Here is a 23,015-nt window from a genome sequence, read left to right on the forward strand (position 1 = left end):
CGGTACCCCTGATACTCGGTTAATCCGCTTCCCAGCTTATCCGGATTACCTGCGTCCTTATTAAGATAGGACGCCCATGTCTCGTCCGACTGGACGTGCATGACTAGATCCTACCAGTCAACGCTGTCCCGTCGCTCACCCTTGCTCACGAGGGTAGTGCGGCTCATGTGGGGTCTAAGGAGATCTGACGTGAGTGACAATACCCAAACAGCAGCGCCTGACGCCTCGGCCAAGCCGAAGAAGGGAAACGGCGGGTCAGCGAACAAATGGGGCGCCAAGGTGATCGCCTTGGGTTTCTGTATCCTGCCTTCCCTGCTGCTGCGCGCGCAACGCCGTCTCGGGCTCAATCCGACGCAATTGGCTGTGCTGATCCAGCTGGCGGACTTCTGGTGGGATGCCGGCCGCAAGCCGTTCCCGAAGAAGGCGGACCTTGCTCAGCGTCTCGGCCTGAGCGAACGGCAGGTGCAGCGGTACATCGCGGAATTGGAAGAGGCGGGGTTCGTGCGCCGTATCGAGCGGCGTGCTTCGCACCGTGGCAAGATTTCGAACGAGTATGACCTTCAGGGTTTGGTCGACAAGCTGGCCGAGATCGAACCCGACTTCCGGGAGGCAGCCGAGGATGCGCGGGCGAAGCGCGGTGCAGCGGCCCGGCCAGGTCTGCGCCGGCGGGGCAAGCCGGTCGCTACTGCCGCTTCAGAAGAGGCTTAAGTGGCCGTTCGCCTCAACAAGAAGGTCCTGTGCTTCATCGACGAATATGGGACGGCTGGGACCGCGCCGTTTCATCTCGGCGCGGTGTTCGTGCTGGCGAGCGAGGCTGGCCGGCTGGACAAGGGATTCAGCGATCTCCTCGAGGCGAACGCCAACGAGATCCACGCGGTGAACCTTACCGATGCCTATTTGCAAGGTCTGCTTGGTCGGCTGCGTGCTGGATCACACCTCGACCGAGTGGTCATGGTCAACCAGAAGTTTCCCGTTCAGGAAGGCGATCCGCCGGTTCTCTACGCTCAGGCGGTAGTGGAGACAGTGAAGATCGGCCTTAAGCGGTTTCGGCCGGTTCTGGGGAGGGACAGCGTCTCGAACGTGGACGTCATCACTGACGTAAACCAGCATAACAACTATCCGAGCTTCGCAGGTGAGCTCGAGCGAGCACGGCGAGACGATGGTCGTTTTCGGGGCGTCAATCGTGTCGTCCGATTGGACTCTGCGGCGTCTCGTCTGCTGCAGCTTGCTGACGTTGTCGCTTATGCCCGCAAGTGGATCGTTGCGGAGGAGTTCAATGCTCGAGGGCTGGGTGAGCGCTTCGGCATCGAGCTTCTCTGAAAAAAAGAGAGCCGCCCCGAAGGGCGGCTCAGAAAACTTGGCAGAGAGTGGTGGCCGGCAACCAAGACTTTTGGACCCTGGGTAGCCACGGCGCTCGCCCAACGCACGGCCGGGACAAGTCGCCTTACAGGTCTCCCTGCAACCCCCATGTACGCGGCTTGGAAGTCAGATACAAGGGGACGTCCGGACATCTCTGACCAGTACGTCGAGGGCAGCGTACCCTACCCTATAGGACGTTAATGTCTGGTAGCGCAAACGAGTGCCAGAGGATCATCGCGCAACGACGACCCCCGCCCTCTCTCCTGAACGAACGGCAGCTTACCGCGGCTCGCCCGAAAGCGGCCATTCCGCTTTCCACCCACATTGTTCGCAGCAATGTCTCTTGAAGGAACAGGGCGTGAACGCTATAGTTCGCGGGTGACCGCCATCCTGTCCGCTCTAATTGGCCGCGATGCCGGCGTGGAAGCGGAGATATTCCGGCTGCTGCGTGCGCTCGCGGATGAGCAGAGCTCCGATGATTGGCCCGCGGTCGAGCACATTGCGGTCGCCGCGCTTCGTCGTTTTCTGACGCGCCCACCAGCGGGATGGCAGGCTTCCTAATATCCTCTCCAGAAAAACAAACCTCTGGAGACGATCATGATAAACAAGAACACGGACTTCGCCTTGCTGCGGGTCGAAGCGATAGGTGACGTGTCAGCCGAGATGCGAGAGTTTCTCGCTCAGAGCGCAGAAAACTATATCGACAAGCGCCTGGGCGGCTGCGAGCGATTGCCAGCCTCCATTATCAAGAAGCTGGAACAATATTACACCAGTCCCTCCTTCGCGGGAGTGATGATTCAATTCCTCAATCGACATGTCGCGCTGGAGCGCTATTTGGTGGTAGAGCCGAGCGCAGGCGATGCGACGATTTCCAGATTGCTACCGGTGGGGAGCATCTCTTTCGATGTCTGGCCTCGAGCCGAACAGGTCATCAAGGCAGACTTTCTTGCGCTTGCGATCGATCACAGCGGCCCTGTCGCCGTAATTGGAAATCCGCCGTTCAGCGCCGCTGTGTCGTTCTTCAATCACGCGGCGTCGCAAGCCGAGGTGATCGCGATGATCCTGCCCAGGACATTCAGGAAGGATTCGGTGCTCAGCAGGCTCGATCGTAGATTTCACCTAGTGGGGGAGATTGACGTGCCCGCCGACGCCTTCTTGCGCGCAGGTGAGCCCTACGATGTTCCAGCAGTGTTTCAGATATGGGAGAAGCGCGACACCTTACGTCCGATCGCCCCGAGGCGCACGACCCATCCCGATTTCAGGTTCGGGACGTCTGTGGGCGCAGACTTTGCGATTCAGCGGGTAGGGGCCAACGCGGGACGTGTCCATCGCGAGTTCGGCCGAAGCGGTGAGGCGCACCTGTTCGTCACGGTGACCGCTGTACGCTCCGCCAAGCACGTCGAGGCGATCATGAAGGGGCTTCCGCTCGCCAGCGTCGCGAGAAACACCGCCGGCAATCCGAGTATCGCCGCGTCCGAGATCGTGGCGCTTTACAGCGACGCGGTCAGTTCACGTTGGTGTCGGCAAGTCACGACCGCTTCGTCTGCTTACACTCTGGCATGCCGGTATCGGCCTACGAAGCGGAAAATGATCACCCAGCCAGCGGTATACGGCGCGGTCCAGCGCATGCGCACCATCAGCGACGGTGGGCGATGTGCCAGGATGAGCAGCTGAAGGACACAGTTGGGCGCTGGTGACCAGCAGCTTGTGAGTCCAGGCGCCGCCGGCTCGATCTTGGGTTAGCTGACCCACGATAGAGGTGACTAGCAGCAATCCAGCGCTGATCCTGAAGACGAGCGGCGCCTGCCGCAACGACATACCGAGCCGCGTTGTCCTCATGCCGCGATCTTCGGCATCGCTGGCCGGTTGGCCCGGCACCAGTTTTCCCAAGCGACCCGCCCGGCAGCGTTGCTGCGCGGAGAGCACCACTGGTGGCGCAGGCTGTGCCAAAGCTGCTCGCTGCGCGGCGTCGGGATGCCGTACATGCAGTTCAGCCCGGACTGCTCATGCTTCCTGGCCTTGGTGCGCCGCTCGCGCGCGGCGAGGAGATATCGACCCATGAGGTATTCGGCCGGCGCCTCGAAAAGGCTGTCGAGCATCTGGTAGCGGGTACGCTCAGCGATGATCTGCGCCGCGCGCTCGATCTCGTCCCTGTCCTTGTCGCTGGCGTGCTCGCGTGCGAGCTGCTCGAGGTCGGCGAGGAAACGGTCGCGATCGACGATCACGATGCGGTACCCCGTTTCGAGGTCTGCCGCGATCTGGCGGAGCGCGGCCCCGTAGCTCTTCGCACCGCGTGCGGTCAGCTTCACCATCGGGCGCAGCTCGAGCTGGAAGCGCCCGTCTGCGTGATGGTGGACGACGAGCGAGTCGTCGATCGCGGTCAGATGGTAGCGATACTCGCGAGCGGTATACATCGGGTGGATAACGACGAGCCTGGCGGGGTGGGTGTCCATGATGTGTTCCTCTGAATGTGGGGAGCCGGCTCAGCGGCCGAGATTGCGGGGAAGCGGCGTGGCGTAGGGCGTGCCGCCGAAGACGAGCTGCTGAAGCAGCGCCTGCCCGCTCGCGATGCCGAGCATGCGATCGGCCTTGTTGCGGTATGGGAGCCGCGGCGCGGGACTGATCCCGGCGGCGTCGATCGCGATCGCCACGCCGGCGTCATCGGCCGAGACGAGGAACGCGCCTCGCTTGGGCACCGTCCACAGCCGCAGCGCCGGGTAATGCACCGCGTCACCTTCGCCGGGGAGGACCGCGTCGATCTCGAATGTATGCCCCGACAGCATCTTGTCGGTCCAGGTGGCAAGGACGCTGACGCCCTCCTTCAGCGCAAATGCCCTGAGCGCAAAGGGATCGATGGCGCGGGTCTCGTCGCCGGCGACGATGACGAGGTTGCCGGGGAGCACCAGCGCTCGCGATACGATCCCGAAATATCTTTCCACGCCGTCGTTTCTGATGAAGCTGGCGAGCGCGTTGATGGCGCGCTCGCGCGCCGAACGGGGGTCCTTGAGCATGTGGGTGACCTTCTCTTGCTCCCCACGTCGCGGGGCCTTTCATCGATCCTCACAGGATCACCCTCCCACCACCTCCCGCATCCAGGCCGCGGCGCGGTCGAGCCCGGCCTGGCGTTCGCTCGCGAGCACCCATGGCACGGTCGCCACGTGATGCAGCGCATCGACGAGATGAAAGGCGAAGGGCGTTGCGCCATCGACGTCGGGCACGAGCCACAGCTCACTGGTGTCGGCGAGCCACGGCAGCAGCGGCTGCGTCCACACCGTCTCGCTCCGCGCCCACGTCGCCATGGCGAACATGGGCGTGCCCTCGCCCGCAGACGACACGATGAGCGCGTCGCTGCGCGCCTCGCGCACGACGGGCTCCACCTGTCGCGTCGCGAATGGCAGCGCGGCGCTGGTGGGCACCAGCAGCAGCTGCGCCGCGTCGACGTACAGGAACTGCGCGAAGCTGGTAGTCGGCAGCGGGCCGCGATCGAAGCGCCAGCCGACCCTGGCCGCCACGGCCAGCGCCAGCTGAAGCGCGCGGGCTTCCGCCGCGACGCGCTTGTCGTTCGGTATCATCGATTTGCCTTTCAGGAGTAAGTGTCGGCCACCCGCCACATCTTCACCTTGGGAAGCGGCAGGGTGCCTGCGACGCAGCGCGGCTGCCGCAGACCCGCCACGTCGATCGGCCGGCGCAGCGCCTCGCCGATCGACACGCCGCCGAGCTCGGCGACCGGGCGCTCAATCGCGGCCGCGATCGCGCGGCTGTCGTGCCCGCACCGCAGCTCCAGCCGGATCAGGACGTTGAGGAGGAATGCGCTGCGCTCGGCAAGGCCCTCGCCGGAGCTGACGATCTCGCCCGCTGCCACCAGGCGCTCGGCCTCATCGGCATTGATCCCCAGCGACGAGCAGGCCAGCCCCGCATCGAGCCGATGCGTGTGGAGAAGGCGGCCGATCTCGGCCACCTCCCACTCTCCGCCGCTCATAGCGACGCCAGCAGCGCGTCGAAGCGCGCGCGCACCATCGGCCAAACCCGGTCGCCGTTCAGCGCGGCGACGTGGCCGCCCCAGCCGATCCCCGTCAGCGTGCGAACGCCGAGAAGGATGTGGCAGTGCGGGGTCGCGGTGTTGGCGACGAGCCCCGGCACGTGCTGGACCACCAGCGCGGGGACCGAGAATTCATCGACGAGTTCGGTCGTCAGCGTGTGCGCCAACCGCCAGGCACGGTGCAGCCGCGCCGGCGTCCATGTCAGCGTGACGTAGGTGAGCAGCGCCTTGGCGCCTGCCACGTACGCGGCGTCGATGTCGGTGAACAGCACCTTAGGGCACGTGAACCGGTTGTCGGCATCGCGCGGCAGGATGACCTCATGTCGGTATGCGTTGGACCGCCACGGCTGGTCGGCCGCATCGACGTCGATCAGCAGCTTGGCGGCGGCGAACTCGGCGGCGCTGTTGGCGCGCTCACGGTGCAGAGGCCGCAGCGTGCCCGTCATGCACCGGGGCGCCGCGGCCATGTCGGCGGGATCACCGTTAAGGATCAGCCAGGTGTGGGGATTGCTCGCACTGAGCGGCGTATCGGCGTTGATCACGACCGGCTTTGACGCACCCATCAGCGCACCTCCACCGGCTGGAGGATGCGCGCCATGTCGCAAGCGGCGCGCCTGACCCCACGCTCGCGCTCGGTGAGCGTCGAGAAGGGCGGCACCATCTCGAGGCAGAAGCCGGTGGGCGTGATCGACACCGAGGGACCGGCTCGCTCCGGCACCAGCCACAGGCCGCTCGCGTCGCGGTACAGCGCGAAGTTACGCTCGACCCAGACGGCACACGGCAGCGAGCCGAGCGCGAAGTCGGCAGCGATCACACCTCGCCCAGCGTCGCCGAGGCGCAGCAGCACGACGTCAAGACGGTGCTCGCCGGCGATCGCCTCCAGGCTGCCGGCGAACATCGGCGGGGCGGCGGTGGTCACCGCGATGAGCGCGTCGCGCTCGGGCACGTGCAGGGCGGGCGTCGGCAGGCCGCGCACCGGCACATAATCGTAGGTGTCGCTGGCGCCGAGCGCCTCCAGCAGCAGGCCGGTCGCGGTGCTCGAAGGGCTGCAGCCCAGCGGGGTAGTCATATCCATGATGTTCAGGGACTTTCGCTTGCGTGGCCGCCCGTCATCGCGGCGAGCGGCAAGCCCCTTCAGATTTTACTTCACCATCGGGGCTCGATTGAGCCCGCACCTTCGGACCTTCACCTCATCGGTGCCCAAGGCAGCGCCGCCTTCCGGAACCGTCGAAGCCGGTGGAGGACCTGACGCGGCCACGCGGCACAAACCGTGTCAAATCGCTGATCGATGCGACCGGCGGGGTAGGGGGCCTCGACCCCGATCCCCTCGCGCGCACGCGCGCGTGAGAGCAAGGTAAAAGTGGGTCCCCCAGTTTTACGGTATTGCGCCCAACTTTTTAAGCATGTCAAAAACGCCGGTTTGACATGTCGCAGAAAGCGATTTCCTCATCATAGAACATGAATTTGACATGCCGTTGACGTGTTAGCACGCCGCCAAGAGATGCGTGTCAGATACGGAGATCACATGGGGGTGGTTGACGTTTTCACTGACTTGGTTCCTCATCATAGTGCGCAACGGTAGGGCGCTATGGAGAACGATCGTGTCGCTAGAAGACGAAGCAGTCAGTGATCCGTCTGGATTGCCGGACGGCGAGGCCGGCGGTCAAGACGAGATCAATGAGCGGATCGCCGTTGTTTTCGCAACAGGCGGTAGCAGTGCTCTCGTATTCAATCTGAACATCCTGTCGGTGCTACGCACTGAGGAGGATCGCTCAGCGTACCTCAATGCAGTTGCGATGGCCATGACGCCTGATCGGATCGACCCGAAGTTGTGGGAGCGGTGGCTGGGCGGGGGGCCAGGGCCTTACGAACGGTCAGCGCCTAAGCGACCGACGACCCACGGACAATCCATATCGCGTGACCTGCAGCGGCAGTCTCAAACGGTTACCCGTGCGGACTACGACGTCACGAAGGCCAAGGAGTCCCTCCAGCGGGCGCAAGAGCGGGTCGACTTGGCTGAAGCTGCGTTGGTCAAGGCAAAGGCGGACGATCAAGCCACTCTACAATCAGCGGTGTACAAGGCGCTACGCTCAGAGATGGAGCCCATGTTCGCCATGGGTCCGGCGTGGGCAATCATGCGCGCGCTGAGCGGCGCTGTGCCGTCGGATGAAATGGCAGACGAACTACGCTTCGAGCGCAATGAGCAGAAAAGATCGGAGTTAGAAGCTCGTGTTCGTAAGGAGCGTCGAGCAGAAACCGCGCAGATCATGTCGGTGCTGTACGCGTGGGTCGGCGACTACGCGTTCGAGCGCTCTCTGCGAGATGCTATCCTCGACGTCGTTAAAAATTACGAGAAGCTCGCCGCACCGCGAAGCAGCCAGGACATGCAGAGCTTCAAGCGTGCGGGGGTCGTTCCCGGTGAGGCAGCGTGGGACCGAGGCGAAGTGCTCGATGGCTTCTCTTGAGCGTCACACCTGATCGATGTTTGCGACGCTGTCTGGAAAAGTCAGGGGCCGATAAGTTCCGCTACAGCGAAGTGTGGCGGCGGCGAGTACGAAGTAGGGGAGTAAGTTCCCCTTTTGAGGGGGTTACGGCCTGTCCGCTTTCGGGCGCTGAGATGGATTAAACGGCCCTTCGTTCATCCGTCGCCGGAGGGCGGCAAAGCGCCTCGATCGCCCATGGCCGGTTCTGGAGGATCAAAGCGGCCTTAGAGCATCGCCTCGCCCCTAAGATAATCTCGGATCGCGAGATCAACTCCAAAGGTCGGTAGCATCCGTAGTCTCGACGCGGAGCGGCACCCGAACGTTGCGCGATTCTCGTCTGGCAGGTCCGAGCAAGCTGGACTGAGCCGATGAACCATTGTGCCGCGGTTCATCGGCTCGGTGCGTCAATCAGGCCTCAACCTTCCTCGTACGGTTGGTCATTCGCTTGGTGTACGCCTTTTCCTCTTCCAAGTCCGGGAACGTCAGCCCGTCAAGCCCGTCGACGATCGGTCTTAGCTGATCGATGGTCCGGAGATCCTCCAGCAGTTGCGCACGGCTGTAGGTGTCCGGATCGATGATGGCGCCGTCGAAACGCCTTAGGGTCATGGGCGCACCCTGAAAGTGGTAGGTGGTGAGTTCCTGCAGCTTAGCGTGGCGAGTTGAGTATCGGTCGAGCGGCCGATCAAAGTCTTCGCAGCGGCCCGGAAGTGCACGATGCGTGATGTTCGTGCAGTTCACCGTCGGGATAAGCCAGCAATAGACCAGGCGCTTGCGGGCCTGCTCGACATCACCGTCCTCGATCGCCATCAGCACGAGCGACTTGACTTGGGCGACCGGGAAGCCGTGCTCGACGTCCTTCAGTTCGATCGGCTGACCTGCACGTTCCTCGGTGAAGAACTGCGGGCACTTCTTTCTCGTCCACGGAAGCAGGTACTGATCGCGCATGAGGTCCCCGACCGCCTCGCGCCGTCGCCGCTGGGCGACGCGTGCGAATGTCGGCACCTTCTGAACGAGCAGATCGAGGAAGCGGATGTCGGCGTCGAGCTTGGCAGGCAGATAGAGGCCGGCCCAGTCTGCTACCTTCACTCCATGCCACCCGCGTTCCAGCTGTTCGGACCAGACAGCTCGGACGTCTACCGGCGTGTTGTCGGTATCGGCCCGTTCGGGACCGTCGTTGCTGTACTGCGGTGCGTCTTCATCATCGAACATCGTCTGCAGGTCTCCAGTTCTACTTCATGACTGTGGTCCGCAAGCGGCTAATGTTTCATTATCGGTATGATCACAGCCATCTCTTCTCGCCCGACTTCATCACCTCCCACCCGGTGGCGAGAAGCGCGATGTCCGCTGCGGCGAACACCGTCGCTGTCCTCGTCCAGCCGTACGACAGCAGGATCACTGGCCAGCCGATCGCCAGCATATTCATCATGATGCCGATTAGACGGGTGGCGGGGTGCCACCACCTGGCGGGCCGCTGATACTGCTCGTGCACAATCACGGCGCCATCGCCGCTGCCTGACCAGACCTCGCGCACCACTAGCCGGGCATTCAGCGGCAGATCGGTGCGAATATCTTCAAGGCGCGGGCGCTGACTGTAGCCCGGGTCGCATCCCGTCATCAGGCGGCACGACGTTCGTCGATGGCGGCGGCCGACCGGTCCCGCTGCTCGTTGGCGAACTGCTTGGCCCAGCACAGGCCATCCACCAGCTCCATCTGTTCGATAGTGGAGCAGGGAATCTCGAGCAGGCGCGGGCTGGCGTAGATCACCGCCAGGCACTTGGCCCGACTGATCGCGACATTCAGCCGGTTGCGGCTATACAGGAATTCAATGTTCCTCGGCAGGTCGTCGCCCGAGGAGGTCGCCATCGAGACGAGCACGACCGGCGCCTCCTGGCCCTGGAACTTGTCCACGGTCCCGACCCGCGCGGCATCGGGGAGCACGCGCTTCAGCAGCTCGACCTGCATGTTGTACGGCGACACCACGAGGATATCGTCGGTACCGATTACGTGTTGATCGCCATGCCGATCGGTCCATCGTCCGCCCAGGACGGCCCGGTAGGTGAGGGCGAGCCGGTCGGCCTCCTGCTGCGACCGCTGCGTGCATCCGGCATGCTCAACGTCCACGAAGCGCAGGCCAGCGGGCGCGAGCGCATCCGGATCCCGCGTGCAGTCGACTTCCAGGCGCTGGCTGGCGGTGGTCGCTTCCGCTTCCAGCCGCCCCTCGTACACCGCATCGGAGATGAAGCGGCACAGGTCCGGGTGCATGCGCCGGGTGACGGGCAGGAACACGCCCTGCTCGGCGGGAACGGTAGCATGGCCTTCGAGAAGGTAGTCGAGCGCGGACATGCCGCTGCTGCCCGGGTGCGTGCCCTTGATCGGCTGGGAAAGCTGCATCTGGTCGCCCACAAGCACGACGTTGCGTCCGGCGACGCCCATGGCGACGATGTTGGCAAGGCTGACCTGGCCGGCCTCGTCAATGAAGAGGTAGTCGAAGGCCTCGTCCATCTCCTCGCGTGCGAACAGCCATGCCGTGCCCGCTACGAGCTGATGGTGGGACTGAACCCCGCTGCCGTTCCCGCCGATCACGTCCTCGATCCAGCCGCGCGTGCCGAGCGCCTGATCCTCGCGGCTCGACTTCTTCATGCCCCGGCAGCTCAGCCCCTGCGCCGTGGCCATCGCCTCGACGTCGGCGAGCAGGTTGTTGATGGCCTTGTGCGAATTGGACGCGATGCCGATCCGCTTGCCGGCGGCGAGCAGGGCCACGATCGCCTGGGACGACGTATAGGTCTTGCCTGCGCCCGGTGGGCCCTGGATCAGGAGGTAGCTGTCGTCGAGCGCAAGCAGGGCTTCGATGGCGCCGGCGGTTGCGTCGGTACCATCGGCCACGATCGCCTGGCCCGGCGTGCGGCCGGAGAGGCTGGGGCGGTCACGGCGGAGAACGGAGGTGATCGCACCGTACCGATCTCCGCCTGCGGCGACATGCTCGGCATAGCGGTGGATGGCGGCGCGCAGGACGGCGTCACCGATCGGGCCGGTAGGGATGAGCGCCGCCCCGGGGTCCAGCGGCGAGCGGCTGGGGCCGAGCTTCAACTCTATGACGCGCGCCTCCTCGTCCAGCGAGACGATGTCACCGGCCGGTTCGAGCGTTCCGGAGCGGAGGGGAGAGTCCCCGACCTTCAGCTTGAAATCCTGCGCCGAGAAGGTGAAGGTATGGACGGTCGAGCGCTTCTCCTTTCGGGGCGCGATCGTCGGGTGAGGCATGAGCTCGGCGAGACTCTCGGCGTCGTTCAGCAGCGCCTCGCGGTCCATGTCCTGACGCGCGAACATCGCCCACCAGGACGGCTTCGCCTCGCGGCGGTGGAACTCGAGCAGGTCGACCAGCAGCCGGCGCCATGGCACATCTTCGGCTTCGATCAGCGCCTCGGCCATGCGGCGTGTCCGCTCCTCCGCTTCGGTCCGCGCCGCCGTCTTGGCCGGATCCGGAGCCGCGACCTCGCGGCCTTCGAACCAGGGGGTACCGGCGGGCCGGAGCGACAGCAGCCAGTCGCGGCACATGCGGGTCGAGCGGCAGTCGATCTCGTTGTAGTCGGCGATCTCGCGCAGCAGCTGCTCGTCGCCGAGGCGGCGCCAGCGCTCGTAAATGATGATGCTGTCGCCGGCGTTCTTGACCTCGCCCTGGCGGCCGCCCGGCAGGTAAAAGGCTTCCATGTTCTTGATCGAGTAGCGCGGCTCCGACGTCCGGATGGACTCGGCGACGACGCGATAGAGATCGACGAACTTCTCGCCGCGCAGAAGGTCGTCGACCTCCGCCTCGCGCGTGCCGTGATACATCGCGAGCTTCTTGAGCGCGGTTTGCTCGTACGCCGCATAGTGGTAGATGTGCGCCGCAGGAAATCGGGCGAGCCGGTCGACCATGAAGTCGACGGTCTGTTCGAACGCGAGCTTCTCGCTCTCGCGATCATGTGCCCAGAAGTCGTGGAATCGGTCCTCGCCGTCACCGTCGAAGGCGACCAAGCCGAAAAGATACTCGAGCCCGCCATCGAACAGTGGATCGCCCTCCATGTCGAAGAACATGTCGCCGTGATCGGGCCGCGGCAGCCGCGCGAAGCCGCGGCCGGGCTGGACCGGGAGGGTCTCAACCTTCCGTTCCCCTGTCCGTCGCTGATGGGCCTGAAGGCGCGCCTGGTTCGAGAGCCGCACCACGGTATCGGGCTGCATTCCGTCGATGCGGGTTCCCGCCGGCAGCAGGCCGAGCGTTTCGATGTCGTCGATGCCGGCGCCGCGCAGGGCGGCGATCTGGCCGCGCCCCATTCCCGCGACGATGGAGAGGTGATCGGCGGCCTCCCATTCGGCCTCGCAGCGATCTGACCAGCGGCAGAAGGTGCAGTGTCCGCACGGGTCGCCGGCCGACGTCGCCGGCGGCGCGTCAACATACGCTTCGAACCGGCGGCGCGCGAAGCCGAAATAGTGCAGCACCGACGAGGTGCGCAGCGAGGTGATCTCGCCCGAACCGAGCACCACGTGCATCTGCGGGGGAATCACGCCCTGCACCTCGGCGAGCATCTCGGCATAGACACACAGCTGCAGCACATGCTTGGCCTTGGCCGACCGCGCCAGCTTCGTGTCGGCGACATCGTAGGCGTAAGCTCCCAGCGACGAGTGGACGTCGTCGCGCCGAAGGAGAAAGTCGGAGTAGCCGTGCCAGCGGCCGACCAGGAACGCGCCCTGGTAGACGACGTCATGACCTTCCTGCATCGCGCGCCGGGTCGCTTCGGCGCGTGCCTCGAGCGTTCCGGTGGAGGCGATCTCGACTACGGAGCGGCCCTCGTCCTGCAGGCGGCGCAGGTACGCGCGTTCGTGCAGGATGCCTTTCTCCTGCAGCAGGACGGCGTTCTCGTCCTCGGCAGCGAAGGTCGTCGGCGAGGCGAGATTCCGCACGTCCAGTACGGTGGCGTGGCCGCAGCCCATGAAGTTGACGAGGTCGCTCGCCGAGAAGATCGTCCGTCCGCCGTAGTTCCGCATCTTTCCCCCGATCTGCGGATCGCCATCCGCTGGACTGCATCATGCATGTCCATCATGATGTCGCCACAGGACAGATCCTGTCGCACGGGGAGGGTTGAGGATGTCCTATCGCAACGCGATCGATCTTCTGACCGTCGCGTCGCGAGCGGCAAGTGCACGGGGGATCGGCCTGGAAGAGATCGCCGATGTCCTCGAGCGTGACTACCGAACGGCGCAGCGTGTCGTCGTGGCTCTTCGCGAACGCTTCCCTGAACTGGACAGCTACCGTGACGAGGAGTCGGGGAAGATGCGCTGGCGTCTTCCCTACAAGGCCATCGCGCCGCTTCTCGCCCCCACCGCCGAGGAGCTCGCCGCCCTGACCCTGGCCGAGGAGATGCTGACGAACGGCGCGGGCGCGGACCAGGTGCAGGCGCTGAGATCGCTGCATGCCAAGATCCTGGCGCTCATCCCCAGCGAGCGGAGCCGCCGTATCGAGGCCGACGAGGACGCGCTCCTGCTCGCGCTGGGTCATGCGGCCCGGCCCGGACCACGGCCCGTGGGGCGCGAGGGGATCGACCATGCCATCTCCACGGCGCTGAAGGGGACCTCGCGATTGCGGATTCGCTACTGCGGCTGGAAGGACAAGATCGCCCGCGAGCGGATCGTCGCGCCGCACGGGCTGCTGCTGGGAGCCCGCCGATACTTGGTGGCCGTCGATCTGGAGAAGGTGGGCAGCGGTATCCAGCACTTTCGCGTGGAGGCGATCGAGGAGGCCACCGTCCTGCCCGAGTCATTCGTGCGCAAGGCGGGCTTCGACCTTGACGACCACGCGCAGCGCTGCTTCGGATCGTTCCAGCAGGAGGACGGGATCCACGACGTCGCGTGGCGCTTCGCCCCGCGCGCCGCACTGCGAGCGACTGGCTTCCTGTTCCATCCCGCCCAGACCGTCGAGCGCGAGAAGGACGGTTCGCTGGTGGTCAGGTTCCGCGCGGCAGGCCTGCTCGAGATGTGCTGGCATCTTTACATGTGGGGCGACGCGGTCGAGGTGCTGTCGCCGCCGGAGCTCGCACGGATGGTGGAGGACCATCGCCGTGACGACTTCGCCTCCATGCCGTAGCGTCATGGGGGTCGGGGCGAGCCCCGACCCCGCGCCCCGGACATCAGCAGTCCGGAAGGTCGTCGAGGTTGTTCTTCGACGTGGTGTCCCGGTCGGTCCGCAGGTACTTGCCCATGGGCCCGCTCACGACCCGAATCTTCGTTTCCGGCGAGCCGGCCCAGTTAACCCAGTATTCGTGCAGGCCGCTCTCGATGTCGCTGATCGCGTCTGCCTTGGTGCGGGGCGACCAGTACTCGCCCGAGTTGCAGAGCTTGGTGATGTCGCCCTGCATGTTCTTGCCGGTCGCCCGGACATAGCGCTTCGCCATTCTTACTTCTCCATGACGGTGGTGTGCGGACTCGCCTTGCCGTGTGCGGTGGTGACGTACCGCCCTGAAATGGCGCTGCGGGAGTGACCGCCGGACGTGCCGCTCGTGCCCGGACTTTCGCGGACGGTGGTGTGAGGGCTTGCCTTGCCGTGGCTGGCGGTGACGTACCGCCCGCTGATCGCGCTGCGGTAGCTGCCGCCGCTTCGACCCTTGCTCATAAGATCACGCTCCATTGCTTCGCGGCAGTGATTCGCCGCGAGAAGGAAGATGATGGAGTTGCCGGACAGATCCTGTCGTCTTGACCTTGTAGACGCCCCGCGTCGGGTGCCGTTGTTTGGTACGGCGCCCGTCTCCCGAGTTCCTGGGTCAGCGAACCGGCAGATTGGCCACTAATGTGGTCAGCTCTGAATGATCACGTGTGATATCGCCTACGAACACGCCACATCTCTCATGAACTTACGGCCGCTTTTGGTGAGATGAAGGGCAGCTCCGAGCGTTGCATTGTGGTCTCTCAATAAAACCAACTAGCCTGTGGTAATTCGCCACTGGTAGTCCAGCTCCTAACCAACTCTGGCCGCCGTTTCCGATTTGCGCGGATTACCAGACGAGATCGCTGATCGTGGCGATCGCCTGCTCGCGAGAGGACTTGGCTCGCTCCGCCCAGAGCCGGCGGAGCAGGTCTTCGTCCACGAACTGGTCGTACTTGGCGCCGCGGAGGTTCTTCACGACGCTCGCAAGGGCCTCAGTGGAGGGTATCTCGGTTATCGAGCTGAGCAGTCTGCGCAGCTCATCCGGTGAGCAGTCGGCGATCTCAAGGGCGACGTCGTCTGCCTGGCATTCCAGCCCGGCGGACCGAAGCAGGACCACCAAGATGTCATTGACTGCCGTGCCCGCCCAGGTCGCGAGCACCGTGTCACGACCCGCCGCGATCGCGCAGCTCCGGTCCAATCCGAGCCGTCTGTAGGCCGCACGACCCTCCTCCAAAAAGGCGCGTGCGGCGGGGTCGAGATAGGAGGGCACGTCCTCTGACCCGAGCACGTGCCGCATTTCCTGCGAAAGTCGAGGGTGCACGGGCTCGCCCGTCGGCGGGTCAAATTTCGGCAGCTTGCCCGCCCGGTGCGGCGCAACCACGAGCACCTTCGCCCTGTCGTCCACCGATTCGACGCGCCAGCGCCGTCCCGCAAAGCCGACCAGCGCCCCGATCGCGAGAACATTCGTGATGGGCACGGTGCCCAGCGTCCTGCCGCCGGTGACGAGACGCCACTCGTCGTCGGTTTCGAAGACGGCGTAAAAGTCGTGCGCGGCGGTGACGCGCTCACCCTCCGGACCGAGCATCAGCAGGCCGCCGGAAGTCTGCTCGAGCAGGCCGACATCCTTCCGACCGGCACCGCGCAGCAGGGCCGCATACTCGGACGTGCCCATCGCCAGATAGCTATCCTTGTCGCAGATGGCCCTGTGCGCCGCGACCGGGCGGATCGCGCCGTCCGCCGCGATCGTCGACAGCGTCTGGTGCAGCACCACGGTGGCGAGCGACGGGTCGTCGCCCGCGGGTTCGACGAAGCCTTCGATGAGCAGGCGAACCGCCGCCACCGCGCGCACCGTACCGATCCTGAGCTGGTCGAGCGGATCGGCGTCCGCCGCGACGTGGCGCTCGCGCACGTAGATGCGCAGCACGGCAGGATCCCCGCGACGACCGCTCCGACCGAGCCGCTGCCTGAGTGCCGCCAGCGACTTCGGCGCGCCGACCTGCGCGACCGACTTGACGTTGCCGAGATCGATGCCGAGTTCGAGCGTGGTGGTCGCGACCGCCGTGGTGGGAAGGTCGCCCGCCTTCAAGCGCAGCTCAAGCTCCTCGCGCAGCTCCTTCGCGAGGCTGCCATGATGCGGGAAGAACTCCTCGGGCAGGCCCTTGGCCACGCATCGCTGACGAAGGCGATCGGCTAGCGCCTCCACCGTCCTGCGCGATCCTGCGAAAGCCAAGTTGTTCGAACCCCTCAAGTGCTCGAACATGTGGTCGGCGATGCGGCTGAGCGCGTCGTCCCCGTCATCGGCGATCTCGTCGACGCCGCTTGCTTCGGGCGGTTCCTCGTAGCCGCGCACCTGCAGCTTGAGCCCAGAGCCGCCGTCCCGCGAGCGGAGCACTACCGGCATCTTGGGGTGCGCGGGGTTCAGCCAGCGACGGCCCGCATCATCGTCGCCCAACGTGGCCGACAATCCGATGCGCCGCGGCCGCTTCTCGCAAAGCCGGTCGACACGTCTGAGAAGAGAGGAGAGGTGGAGACCGCGTGGTCCCTTCAGGAACGCGTGCAGCTCGTCGACGACGATGGATTGGAGGCCTCGGAAGAGCCTGGCCGCGTCCGCCTGCCGACGAAGCAGCAGCGCTTCGATCGACTCCGGCGTGATCAGGGCGACACCCGCAGGGCGACGCAGCAGCTTGGCCTTGGCCGCTGCCGGCGCGTCGCCGTGCCAGCGGGTCACGGGCATCTCAAGCCGCTCGCACAGCGTCTCCAGCCGCCGGTGCTGGTCATTTATGAGCGCCTTGAGGGGGCTCACGTACAGGATGCGCAGGCCCCCGTCGCCAGCCCCTGCCGCTTGGGTAAGAAGCGGCAGGAAGGCGGCCTCGGTCTTGCCCGAAGCCGTTCCCGCCATGACCACGACGTCCGCCTCCGAGCCGAGCACCGTGCGGATCGCCTCGTCCTGGATGGGCCGCAGACCGGTCCATCCCTGGTCGCGGATCCAGCGCCTGATCTCGGGATGCAGACGATCGAAGGAGGACGGTTCAGAGGCGGAGATCGACAAGCTCGTCGTCCGCGTCCGTGTCCTCGGCTTCTTCGGGTTCCGGCGCGATGCCGCCGATCAGCTCGCGCCAGTCCGTGCCCGGGTTCTGCTCCAGGACGGCCAGCAGCTGCACGAACGCCTTGATGGTGTTGCGCGGCGTGCGGAAGTAGGCCTCGCCAATACGGCGATTGCAGTGCTCCATGAAAGCAGTGAGTGCCTCGTCCGGCACAATATGGGCTGCGGGGTCGCCCAGCGCGAACACGGAACGAATGTTCGAGAGCAGCACGAGCAGATCCTCCGGGGAGAGGCTCTGCAGGCGCAGGACCGGCCCGGTCATGTCGATCCGGCCCTCGGTGGCAAAGCTGTTTTCGGCGAGGCGCGACTGCAGGGCCTGGTAGCTGTAGAGCCCCCGACGGCTGTCGAGGAGGAAGTCGGGTGTGCCGCCCAGCACGAAGCCGAGCCCTTCGACGTTGCCTTGAAGGACGTCGTTCAGCATGCGCAGGATCTGCTCGTAGTTCTGGTTCCGAGCCTGGGCGCTCTGCAGCTTGTAGAGGTTCACGAGCTCGTCGAAGACCACGAGAAGGCCGGCGTATCCGGCGATGCGCACGAAGCCGGACAGCAGCTTGAAGGTGTCGTAGACGTCCGCATCGTCGATGATGCTGCGGACCGGCAACGCCTGCCGTGCCTCCGTCTTGGTCGGGAACTCCGCTCGAAGCCAGCGCAGCGCCGCCGCCTTCAACGCGTCGTCGCCGTCCTCGTGGGCGCGCCAATACGCTTTGAGGACGCACGCGAAGTCGTGACCACCCAACATGTCGAGAAGCGGTGCGAGCCGGCGGTCGATCACCCGCTCGACCGGGCTGCCGGCGTCCTCGGCCTCGCGCACGCATTCCGTGACGAAACGCTCGACGACGCTCGGCAGTGCTCCGCCTTCGGGTCGGGTGCGGGTCGCCATGTTGCGCACCGCCTCAGCGTAGAGCCCTCGCGCCTGTCCGCCTGTCGCGTGGATGCGGCGGTCCGGGGCGAGATCGGCGTGGACGGTCACGAGCTTTCGCTCGAGGGCGATGAGCCGGACGAGGTTGAGGAAGAAGGTCTTGCCCGCGCCGTACTCGCCGATGACGAACCGCATGGCGGAGCCCGCGTCCGCGATGCGATCGATGTCGCGCACGAGGGCTTCGACCTCGCGCGAGCGGCCGACCTGGATGTGGCGCAGCCCGACACGGGGCACGACCCCGGCGGACAGCGCCTGCACGATCAGGTCACGGTCCTTGCGACGAATGGCGTTCAAGCTGCGGCTCCAATGGGCATGATCTGGTCCAGGATCTCGGGTGAAACCCTGACGATGTCGTCATCGTCAAGGACGGGCTCGCCGAACCGGTCGAATCCCCATTCGTTGATCGTCTCGATTGCGCCTTCCGGCATGAGCCTGAGCGCGGCCGCCGCGCCGTCGAACGCGCCACGATCGAGCGGGCCGGACAGGATACGCGTCAGGAGCTCGGAGTGCGGGCCATCCAGACCATCGAAGCCATTGGTCGCACCGGGAGTGGGCCTGGGTGCCGCGGCGGCCGGTGCCGAAGCCTCGGGCTCCTCGTCGACGAAGATGGTGGCGAGCAGCGCGGAAACGCGTGACGTCTCGCCCCGAATGCGCGCGAGCCTCGCGGCATCGATCGCGACGGAGGACGAGACCGGCTCCGACGGTATGGAGATCAGCTCCTCGGGGCGTCCGGGCTCCACCAAGACCGGTCCCACGTCCTCCGCGCCGCGATGAAGCGCCGCGTAGAGAGCGGAGGCGGGAAGGTTCAGCGTGGCGTGCAGCGTCTCGAGGAACTTCACCTCACCCGGCTGCACCATGCCATCGGCGAGCACCGCCTCTACGGCGGCGGACGCGATCGAGGCGCGGGCTGCGGTGGGTGCATCCGCCAGGCGCTTCATCGCAGCGCGCACCTTCGGTGGATCCGCCGCCAGGGCGCGACCGGACGCGACCAGGCGGGCGATCTCGTGCTCCGCGAGATCGGGCGTTGAACGGAGGCGCCGTTCGACCGCTTCGAGTTCAGCCGCGACGACCTCGCCGTCTGACGCGGCGGCGAGCACGGCGATCTCCATGGCCGTTCGCGCGTCGGCATAGGCCTGCCGCTCGTGCTCGACCGCTCCACCGCCAGGGGCAGGGAAGACGGCTATCGGCGTGTCAGCCCGCGTCGTCGGCGCCGGACCGTAACGCCGGTCAGGCTCGCAGCCGTGCTGCAACGCATCGAGCGCCATGCCAATCTGGCGAACCACCGCCGTCGGCAGCTTGTCGACTGTCTCGTCCACGTCGAGGTCGAGCAGTCGCGCGAGCTCGACAGCCGCTATGACGCCGCGGGTCTCGCCGCCGACCAGCTTCTCCAGCCGCTCGCGGCAGGAGGCGAGCGCCGGGTTGCGGTCCCGCAGTTCGGCGGGGAGCAGGAGTTCGGCGTGGAGCCTGCCCCTCGCGTCAGGATCGCGTCCGACGAGCCGGCTGTAGACCGAGAGGTCGTCGATGCAGAGGTCGAGCATGGCCCGCAGCGGTCCGAGCGGCGCGGAGATGCCGGACACGTCGGGTAGTTCGTCCACGCTGAGGTCGACGCTGAACTTGCCGCTGGCCGCCCTGTACTCGTGCCGCAGCGTCTTCTTGGGACGTCGCACGGTCAGCCCATCGGGGTGCCGGACCGCAAACCTGGCGTTCCACAGGTCGCGCAGCTCGGCGAAGCATCTCTGGCCAGGGGTGCGGAGGTGGACGTCGGGAAGCGCCAGGACCCACCTGAGCGCGTCGTCGGCGTTGAAGGGCACGCCGTCCCTGAGCCGCCGCCCGAGCCGAATGCGTACGTCGAGTGGAAGCTCCACGTCCCAGTTGCGGGCACCCTCGGCGGTTGGACGGGCATCGTCTTCGTCCTCGTACAGTGCGGCGAGGGCGAGGAGCCGGGAGGCGTAACCTTGGAACGAGTAGTCCTGATGGTGGAGCGCCGTGAGCCTGCGCAGCTCAGAGAAGATCGCGGGCGCATCGGCACGCGCGTCGTCCACTAGGAGGCGCTGCTCCAATCCGTAGAAGAAAACGAACAGGTAGCCACTGGGCACGGGCACGGCGCGGCGCCCGCCCGTCAGCCAACCGAGATAGGTCGCGCGCGCGCGTGGATCTAACTCCCGATACGATGGCCAGTAGCCAAGGGTCGTGCCCGCGGGATCACCGCGCGTGTCGACCTTAAGCGTCGGATCGATGCGCGAGTGGTCGTGCCTCGGTTCGTGACGAAGCGGCGTTCCGAAGTACACCATGTCGGCTTCGAAGCCGACGCCGCCTGCCGAAAGCGCCTCGGGTGATCCGATCCAGCGCGGCACGGCTCGATTGGCGGTAACCGGACGCACGATCTGGGAGGTCGTGGTCGAGACCAAAGGCGCGACCGTGCTCGTAGGCGGCGGTGCAGGCGGCGTGTGTAGGATCGGTGCCTGTATAGGCGGAGCACGGTCCGCTTCGAATTCGAGCGCCTGCTCGAGCGTTGAGAAGGTCCAGCCTGCCACCACGTAGCGGCCGTTGTCATCACGGCGGATGCTGGAGCCGCTCGTGCCGTTCGAACCGGCTGGCGAGGCGGGTGCGGCTTCTGACGAGCGATGTCGCTCGGGCTCCTCCGCCCAAAAGCTCTCGCGGGCCTCGGACGACGTCCCAAGATCAACGTTCGACGCGGCGCCTCCACCAAGAATGTCGCCGAATCGGCGCGCCATACGCGCGATCCAGCCTCCAGATTCGCTCATCTTCCCCCCACGGTCGCCATGCTGTCTCAGTCCGGGCGGCTTTTCCATAGTTTTTCGCATCGCAACGGGGCCTTAAGTTCTGATGCGGACTGCTGTTACTCTTTGAACGGGCGATCGATTTGTTGCAGCATGACAAGCGTCCGGGACGCTCTGTCTGGATTCGGCGCTGGGGACGCGCCGTCGGGGGGGGGAACTGAAGCAGATGACTTTGTCGGACATGCCGGTCGTGCCGGTCCTCGTCGCGATCGTGCTCCTTACGTTCGCCTACGCGTTCGTGCGCCACTTCCACCTTCCCGCGAAGAAGCTGGACGGCTCGCTCGACGATGTGATCCGGAAGCTCGATGCGGCGCGCGCCGCCGGACAGCTGGAACTCGCCTCCTGCTTCGCCGGCGACGAGCGGCTTGCCGCCATCTGGCAGGAGTACGGCGAGACGTTGCACACGCAGCGGGAGATCGATCCGTCGACGGGCGAGTTCGCGGTTCGTGCGGTGCGATCGACGGTGCCCGCCGAGGTCTACTTCTCGCCGCATTCAGTGGTCGACGGCCGGGTCCACGCCGAGTTCTTCAAGCACCTGCCGGGCATCTTCACCGGCGTCGGCATCATCGGCACGTTCTTCGGGCTGCTGAAGGGATTGTGGCTGTTCCGCATCTCCGAGGACGCAGGCGTGGTGCGCAACAGCCTCACCTCCCTCCTGCACGGGGTCAGCGAAGCGTTTGCGGTCTCTGCCTTCGCTATCCTGCTCGCCATGGTCGCCACCGTGCTGGAGAAGTATCGGCTGAACAGCCTGTACGGCAAGGTCGGCAGGCTCGCCCACGCCATCGACGCCACCTACGAGGCCGGGGCCGGCGAGGAGTACCTGGCACGCCTCGTCTCCTCGTCCGAGGAATCAGCCAGCCAGACCCGGATCCTCAAGGACGCCCTGGTCTCAGACCTGAAGGAGATCCTGACTGACCTCGCCGAGCGCCAGATTGCGGCGACGACGCAACGCTCGGGCGAACTCGGGACGTCGATCGCCAGCGCGCTCACCGACGCATTGAGGGAGCCGCTCGACCAGATCGCGGGTGCCGTCGGACGCGTCAGCCAGGATCAGTCGTCCGCCGTCACGCAGCTTCTCACCGACGTGCTCGCCAGCTTCAGCGACCGGCTCGAAGGCATGTTCGGAAGCCAGCTCTCCGGCATCGGTGACATGCAGCAGCGGACGGTCGATGCGATGCAGACGGCGGTGGCGCGACTCCAAGATCTGACCGCCGGCATGGAAGCGGCCGGCACCAGGGCCACGGACGCAATGTCGGCCAAGCTGATGGAGGCAGTCGAGGCCGCCGAGGCGCGACAGACGGCGATCACCGAGGAGCTGCGCACCGCGCTATCCGAGATGCGCTCCGGCCAGGGGGCGGCGCAGGAGCAGACCCGGTCCCGCCTCGAGGGAATGCTGGACGATCTGGGCCGGCGGCTCGGGGAGGCCGTGGCCGGCATCGAGCGCACCGCGGAGGAGCGGTCGCGGCGTCAGGCTGAGGACGACGGCCGCCGGTCGGAGGCTGCTGCCCGGCAGGTCGCCGGCATGGGGGAGAGCGTCGGCGCGTTGACAACCAACGTGGACACCATGCTCGCCGCCGTGCGGGAGATGGTCTCCCGGATCGAGCTCGCGACGTCCGACGCCTTCTCACGGCTCAACGGCGGCGCCGACACCCTTTTGGCCGCCGCTGGCCGCTTCGAAACTTCGGGCCGGGAGGCGGCCGACGGGTTCTCCCGGATCGCCACGGTGACGTCCGGTCTCGCCGACGCGGCGGGCAGCGTGGCTGGCGCGGCGCGCAGCCTCGACTCGGTCATGGCCGACTACCGAAGCGCCCGGGACGCGGTCGGAACCATGGTGGAGGGACTGCGCGCCACGGTGGAGAGCGCGTCAAGGGAGGCGTCGCTCACCGCCGACGTGCTCTCCCGCATCGAGGGCGCTGCCCAACGGCTCGCCGCGGCCCAGGTCGAGGCGGACGGGTTCCTCGACGAGGTGGCGCAGGTGATCGCCACATCGCACGAGAAGTTCTCCGAGGGCATGCGCGGCACGGTGGTGGATGCCAATCGGCAGTTCCATGCCGAGCTGTCGCAAGCGACCGGGCTGCTCAGGGAGACCATTCAGGAGCTCGAGTTCGCGCTGCCGCAGGGCGGCCGGCGGGCGGCCTGAGC

Annotated in this window: 21 protein-coding genes; 7 read left to right on the forward strand and 14 right to left on the reverse strand. The window is 65.9% G+C overall.

Going from position 1 to position 23,015, the window contains the following annotated elements:
• The first annotated feature begins 165 nt into the window (after positions 1-165).
• From EDF69_RS09015 to EDF69_RS09030, 4 genes are all read left to right on the forward strand, one after another.
• Complete coding sequence (locus EDF69_RS09015; protein ID WP_132883619.1) at positions 166-708, forward strand: helix-turn-helix domain-containing protein; 543 nt, start codon at positions 166-168, stop codon at positions 706-708.
• Entirely contained in the window at positions 709-1,320 is a 612-nt protein-coding gene (locus EDF69_RS09020; protein ID WP_132883578.1) for a DUF3800 domain-containing protein, read from the forward strand.
• Positions 1,321-1,737: 417 nt separating this feature from the next.
• Positions 1,738-1,920: a hypothetical protein gene (locus EDF69_RS09025; protein WP_132883577.1), complete on the forward strand. Its 183-nt coding sequence runs from the start codon at positions 1,738-1,740 to the stop codon at positions 1,918-1,920.
• A gap of 36 nt (positions 1,921-1,956) precedes the next feature.
• Entirely contained in the window at positions 1,957-3,033 is a 1,077-nt protein-coding gene (locus EDF69_RS09030; protein ID WP_132883576.1) for a hypothetical protein, read from the forward strand.
• Positions 3,034-3,194: 161 nt separating this feature from the next.
• Here EDF69_RS09030 and EDF69_RS09035 read toward each other — a convergent pair whose 3' ends face one another.
• From EDF69_RS09035 to EDF69_RS09060, 6 genes are read right to left on the reverse strand one after another with little or no spacing between them, the layout of a single operon-like run.
• A complete protein-coding gene (locus EDF69_RS09035; protein ID WP_132883575.1) occupies positions 3,195-3,812 on the reverse strand; it encodes a hypothetical protein in 618 nt (205 codons plus the stop codon).
• 30 nt (positions 3,813-3,842) lie between these two features.
• Positions 3,843-4,370 carry a hypothetical protein gene (locus EDF69_RS09040; protein WP_132883574.1) on the reverse strand — a complete coding sequence of 176 codons (528 nt, stop codon included), beginning with the start codon at positions 4,368-4,370 and terminating at the stop codon, positions 3,843-3,845.
• Between the two features lie 57 nt (positions 4,371-4,427).
• Positions 4,428-4,931, reverse strand: coding sequence for a hypothetical protein (locus EDF69_RS09045; protein ID WP_132883573.1), 504 nt, complete (start codon positions 4,929-4,931; stop codon positions 4,428-4,430).
• Between the two features lie 11 nt (positions 4,932-4,942).
• On the reverse strand, positions 4,943-5,338 hold the full coding sequence (locus EDF69_RS09050; protein WP_132883572.1) for a hypothetical protein: 396 nt from the start codon (positions 5,336-5,338) through the stop codon (positions 4,943-4,945).
• Positions 5,335-5,961, reverse strand: coding sequence for a hypothetical protein (locus EDF69_RS09055; protein WP_132883571.1), 627 nt, complete (start codon positions 5,959-5,961; stop codon positions 5,335-5,337). The genes EDF69_RS09050 and EDF69_RS09055 overlap by 4 nt, the downstream gene beginning before the upstream one ends.
• Positions 5,961-6,473: a hypothetical protein gene (locus tag EDF69_RS09060; protein WP_132883570.1), complete on the reverse strand. Its 513-nt coding sequence runs from the start codon at positions 6,471-6,473 to the stop codon at positions 5,961-5,963. The genes EDF69_RS09055 and EDF69_RS09060 overlap by 1 nt, the downstream gene beginning before the upstream one ends.
• A gap of 526 nt (positions 6,474-6,999) precedes the next feature.
• Between EDF69_RS09060 and EDF69_RS09065 the strand changes: the two genes are divergently transcribed.
• On the forward strand, positions 7,000-7,863 hold the full coding sequence (locus EDF69_RS09065; protein ID WP_132883569.1) for a hypothetical protein: 864 nt from the start codon (positions 7,000-7,002) through the stop codon (positions 7,861-7,863).
• A gap of 426 nt (positions 7,864-8,289) precedes the next feature.
• Here the strand turns inward: EDF69_RS09065 and EDF69_RS09070 are convergent, their stop codons facing one another.
• From EDF69_RS09070 to EDF69_RS09080, 3 genes are all read right to left on the reverse strand, one after another.
• The gene (locus tag EDF69_RS09070) at positions 8,290-9,090 is read right to left on the reverse strand and encodes a hypothetical protein (protein ID WP_132883568.1); all 801 of its coding nucleotides are present in this window, start codon (positions 9,088-9,090) and stop codon (positions 8,290-8,292) included.
• Positions 9,091-9,160: 70 nt separating this feature from the next.
• Positions 9,161-9,496, reverse strand: coding sequence for a hypothetical protein (locus EDF69_RS09075; RefSeq protein ID WP_132883567.1), 336 nt, complete (start codon positions 9,494-9,496; stop codon positions 9,161-9,163).
• Positions 9,496-12,900, reverse strand: a complete 3,405-nt coding sequence (locus EDF69_RS09080) for a TM0106 family RecB-like putative nuclease (protein WP_132883566.1) — start codon at positions 12,898-12,900, stop codon at positions 9,496-9,498. The genes EDF69_RS09075 and EDF69_RS09080 overlap by 1 nt, the downstream gene beginning before the upstream one ends.
• Before the next feature lie 100 nt (positions 12,901-13,000).
• On the opposite strand from EDF69_RS09080, the gene EDF69_RS09085 reads away from it, so the two are divergent.
• Positions 13,001-13,996: a helix-turn-helix transcriptional regulator gene (locus EDF69_RS09085; protein ID WP_132883565.1), complete on the forward strand. Its 996-nt coding sequence runs from the start codon at positions 13,001-13,003 to the stop codon at positions 13,994-13,996.
• 43 nt (positions 13,997-14,039) lie between these two features.
• On the opposite strand, the gene EDF69_RS09090 is transcribed toward EDF69_RS09085, so the two are convergent.
• The 5 genes from EDF69_RS09090 to EDF69_RS09110 all read right to left on the reverse strand — a co-directional run bounded on the left by EDF69_RS09090 (position 14,040) and on the right by EDF69_RS09110 (position 20,837).
• Positions 14,040-14,303 carry a DUF3892 domain-containing protein gene (locus EDF69_RS09090; protein ID WP_132883564.1) on the reverse strand — a complete coding sequence of 88 codons (264 nt, stop codon included), beginning with the start codon at positions 14,301-14,303 and terminating at the stop codon, positions 14,040-14,042.
• A gap of 2 nt (positions 14,304-14,305) precedes the next feature.
• Positions 14,306-14,521: a hypothetical protein gene (locus EDF69_RS09095; RefSeq protein ID WP_132883563.1), complete on the reverse strand. Its 216-nt coding sequence runs from the start codon at positions 14,519-14,521 to the stop codon at positions 14,306-14,308.
• A gap of 379 nt (positions 14,522-14,900) precedes the next feature.
• The gene (locus tag EDF69_RS09100) at positions 14,901-17,102 is read right to left on the reverse strand and encodes a DEAD/DEAH box helicase (RefSeq protein WP_132883562.1); all 2,202 of its coding nucleotides are present in this window, start codon (positions 17,100-17,102) and stop codon (positions 14,901-14,903) included.
• Positions 17,083-18,330 carry an ATP-binding protein gene (locus EDF69_RS09105; RefSeq protein ID WP_425336616.1) on the reverse strand — a complete coding sequence of 416 codons (1,248 nt, stop codon included), beginning with the start codon at positions 18,328-18,330 and terminating at the stop codon, positions 17,083-17,085. The genes EDF69_RS09100 and EDF69_RS09105 overlap by 20 nt, the downstream gene beginning before the upstream one ends.
• 32 nt (positions 18,331-18,362) lie before the next feature.
• Positions 18,363-20,837, reverse strand: coding sequence for a tellurite resistance TerB family protein (locus EDF69_RS09110; protein ID WP_165890027.1), 2,475 nt, complete (start codon positions 20,835-20,837; stop codon positions 18,363-18,365).
• 202 nt (positions 20,838-21,039) lie between these two features.
• Between EDF69_RS09110 and zorA the strand changes: the two genes are divergently transcribed.
• Entirely contained in the window at positions 21,040-23,013 is a 1,974-nt protein-coding gene (gene zorA, locus EDF69_RS09115) for an anti-phage ZorAB system protein ZorA (protein WP_132883559.1), read from the forward strand.
• The last annotated feature ends 2 nt before the right edge of the window (positions 23,014-23,015 follow it).

The sequence above is a fragment of the Sphingomonas sp. JUb134 genome, from assembly GCF_004341505.2.
In the GTDB taxonomy this organism is placed as follows: Bacteria; Pseudomonadota; Alphaproteobacteria; order Sphingomonadales; family Sphingomonadaceae; genus Sphingomonas.

Coding starts and splice junctions, on each gene's coding strand:
- EDF69_RS09095 (WP_132883563.1), bottom strand. CDS start 14,521: ATGAGCAAGGGTCGAAGCGGCGGCAGCTACCGCAGCGCGATCAGCGGG.
- EDF69_RS09040 (WP_132883574.1), bottom strand. CDS start 4,370: ATGCTCAAGGACCCCCGTTCGGCGCGCGAGCGCGCCATCAACGCGCTC.
- EDF69_RS09050 (WP_132883572.1), bottom strand. CDS start 5,338: ATGAGCGGCGGAGAGTGGGAGGTGGCCGAGATCGGCCGCCTTCTCCAC.
- EDF69_RS09080 (WP_132883566.1), bottom strand. CDS start 12,900: ATGCGGAACTACGGCGGACGGACGATCTTCTCGGCGAGCGACCTCGTC.
- EDF69_RS09085 (WP_132883565.1), top strand. CDS start 13,001: ATGTCCTATCGCAACGCGATCGATCTTCTGACCGTCGCGTCGCGAGCG.
- EDF69_RS09070 (WP_132883568.1), bottom strand. CDS start 9,090: ATGTTCGATGATGAAGACGCACCGCAGTACAGCAACGACGGTCCCGAA.
- EDF69_RS09090 (WP_132883564.1), bottom strand. CDS start 14,303: ATGGCGAAGCGCTATGTCCGGGCGACCGGCAAGAACATGCAGGGCGAC.
- EDF69_RS09035 (WP_132883575.1), bottom strand. CDS start 3,812: ATGGACACCCACCCCGCCAGGCTCGTCGTTATCCACCCGATGTATACC.
- EDF69_RS09045 (WP_132883573.1), bottom strand. CDS start 4,931: ATGATACCGAACGACAAGCGCGTCGCGGCGGAAGCCCGCGCGCTTCAG.
- EDF69_RS09110 (WP_165890027.1), bottom strand. CDS start 20,837: ATGAGCGAATCTGGAGGCTGGATCGCGCGTATGGCGCGCCGATTCGGC.
- EDF69_RS09060 (WP_132883570.1), bottom strand. CDS start 6,473: ATGGATATGACTACCCCGCTGGGCTGCAGCCCTTCGAGCACCGCGACC.
- EDF69_RS09055 (WP_132883571.1), bottom strand. CDS start 5,961: ATGGGTGCGTCAAAGCCGGTCGTGATCAACGCCGATACGCCGCTCAGT.
- zorA (WP_132883559.1), top strand. CDS start 21,040: ATGACTTTGTCGGACATGCCGGTCGTGCCGGTCCTCGTCGCGATCGTG.
- EDF69_RS09030 (WP_132883576.1), top strand. CDS start 1,957: ATGATAAACAAGAACACGGACTTCGCCTTGCTGCGGGTCGAAGCGATA.
- EDF69_RS09015 (WP_132883619.1), top strand. CDS start 166: ATGTGGGGTCTAAGGAGATCTGACGTGAGTGACAATACCCAAACAGCA.
- EDF69_RS09075 (WP_132883567.1), bottom strand. CDS start 9,496: ATGACGGGATGCGACCCGGGCTACAGTCAGCGCCCGCGCCTTGAAGAT.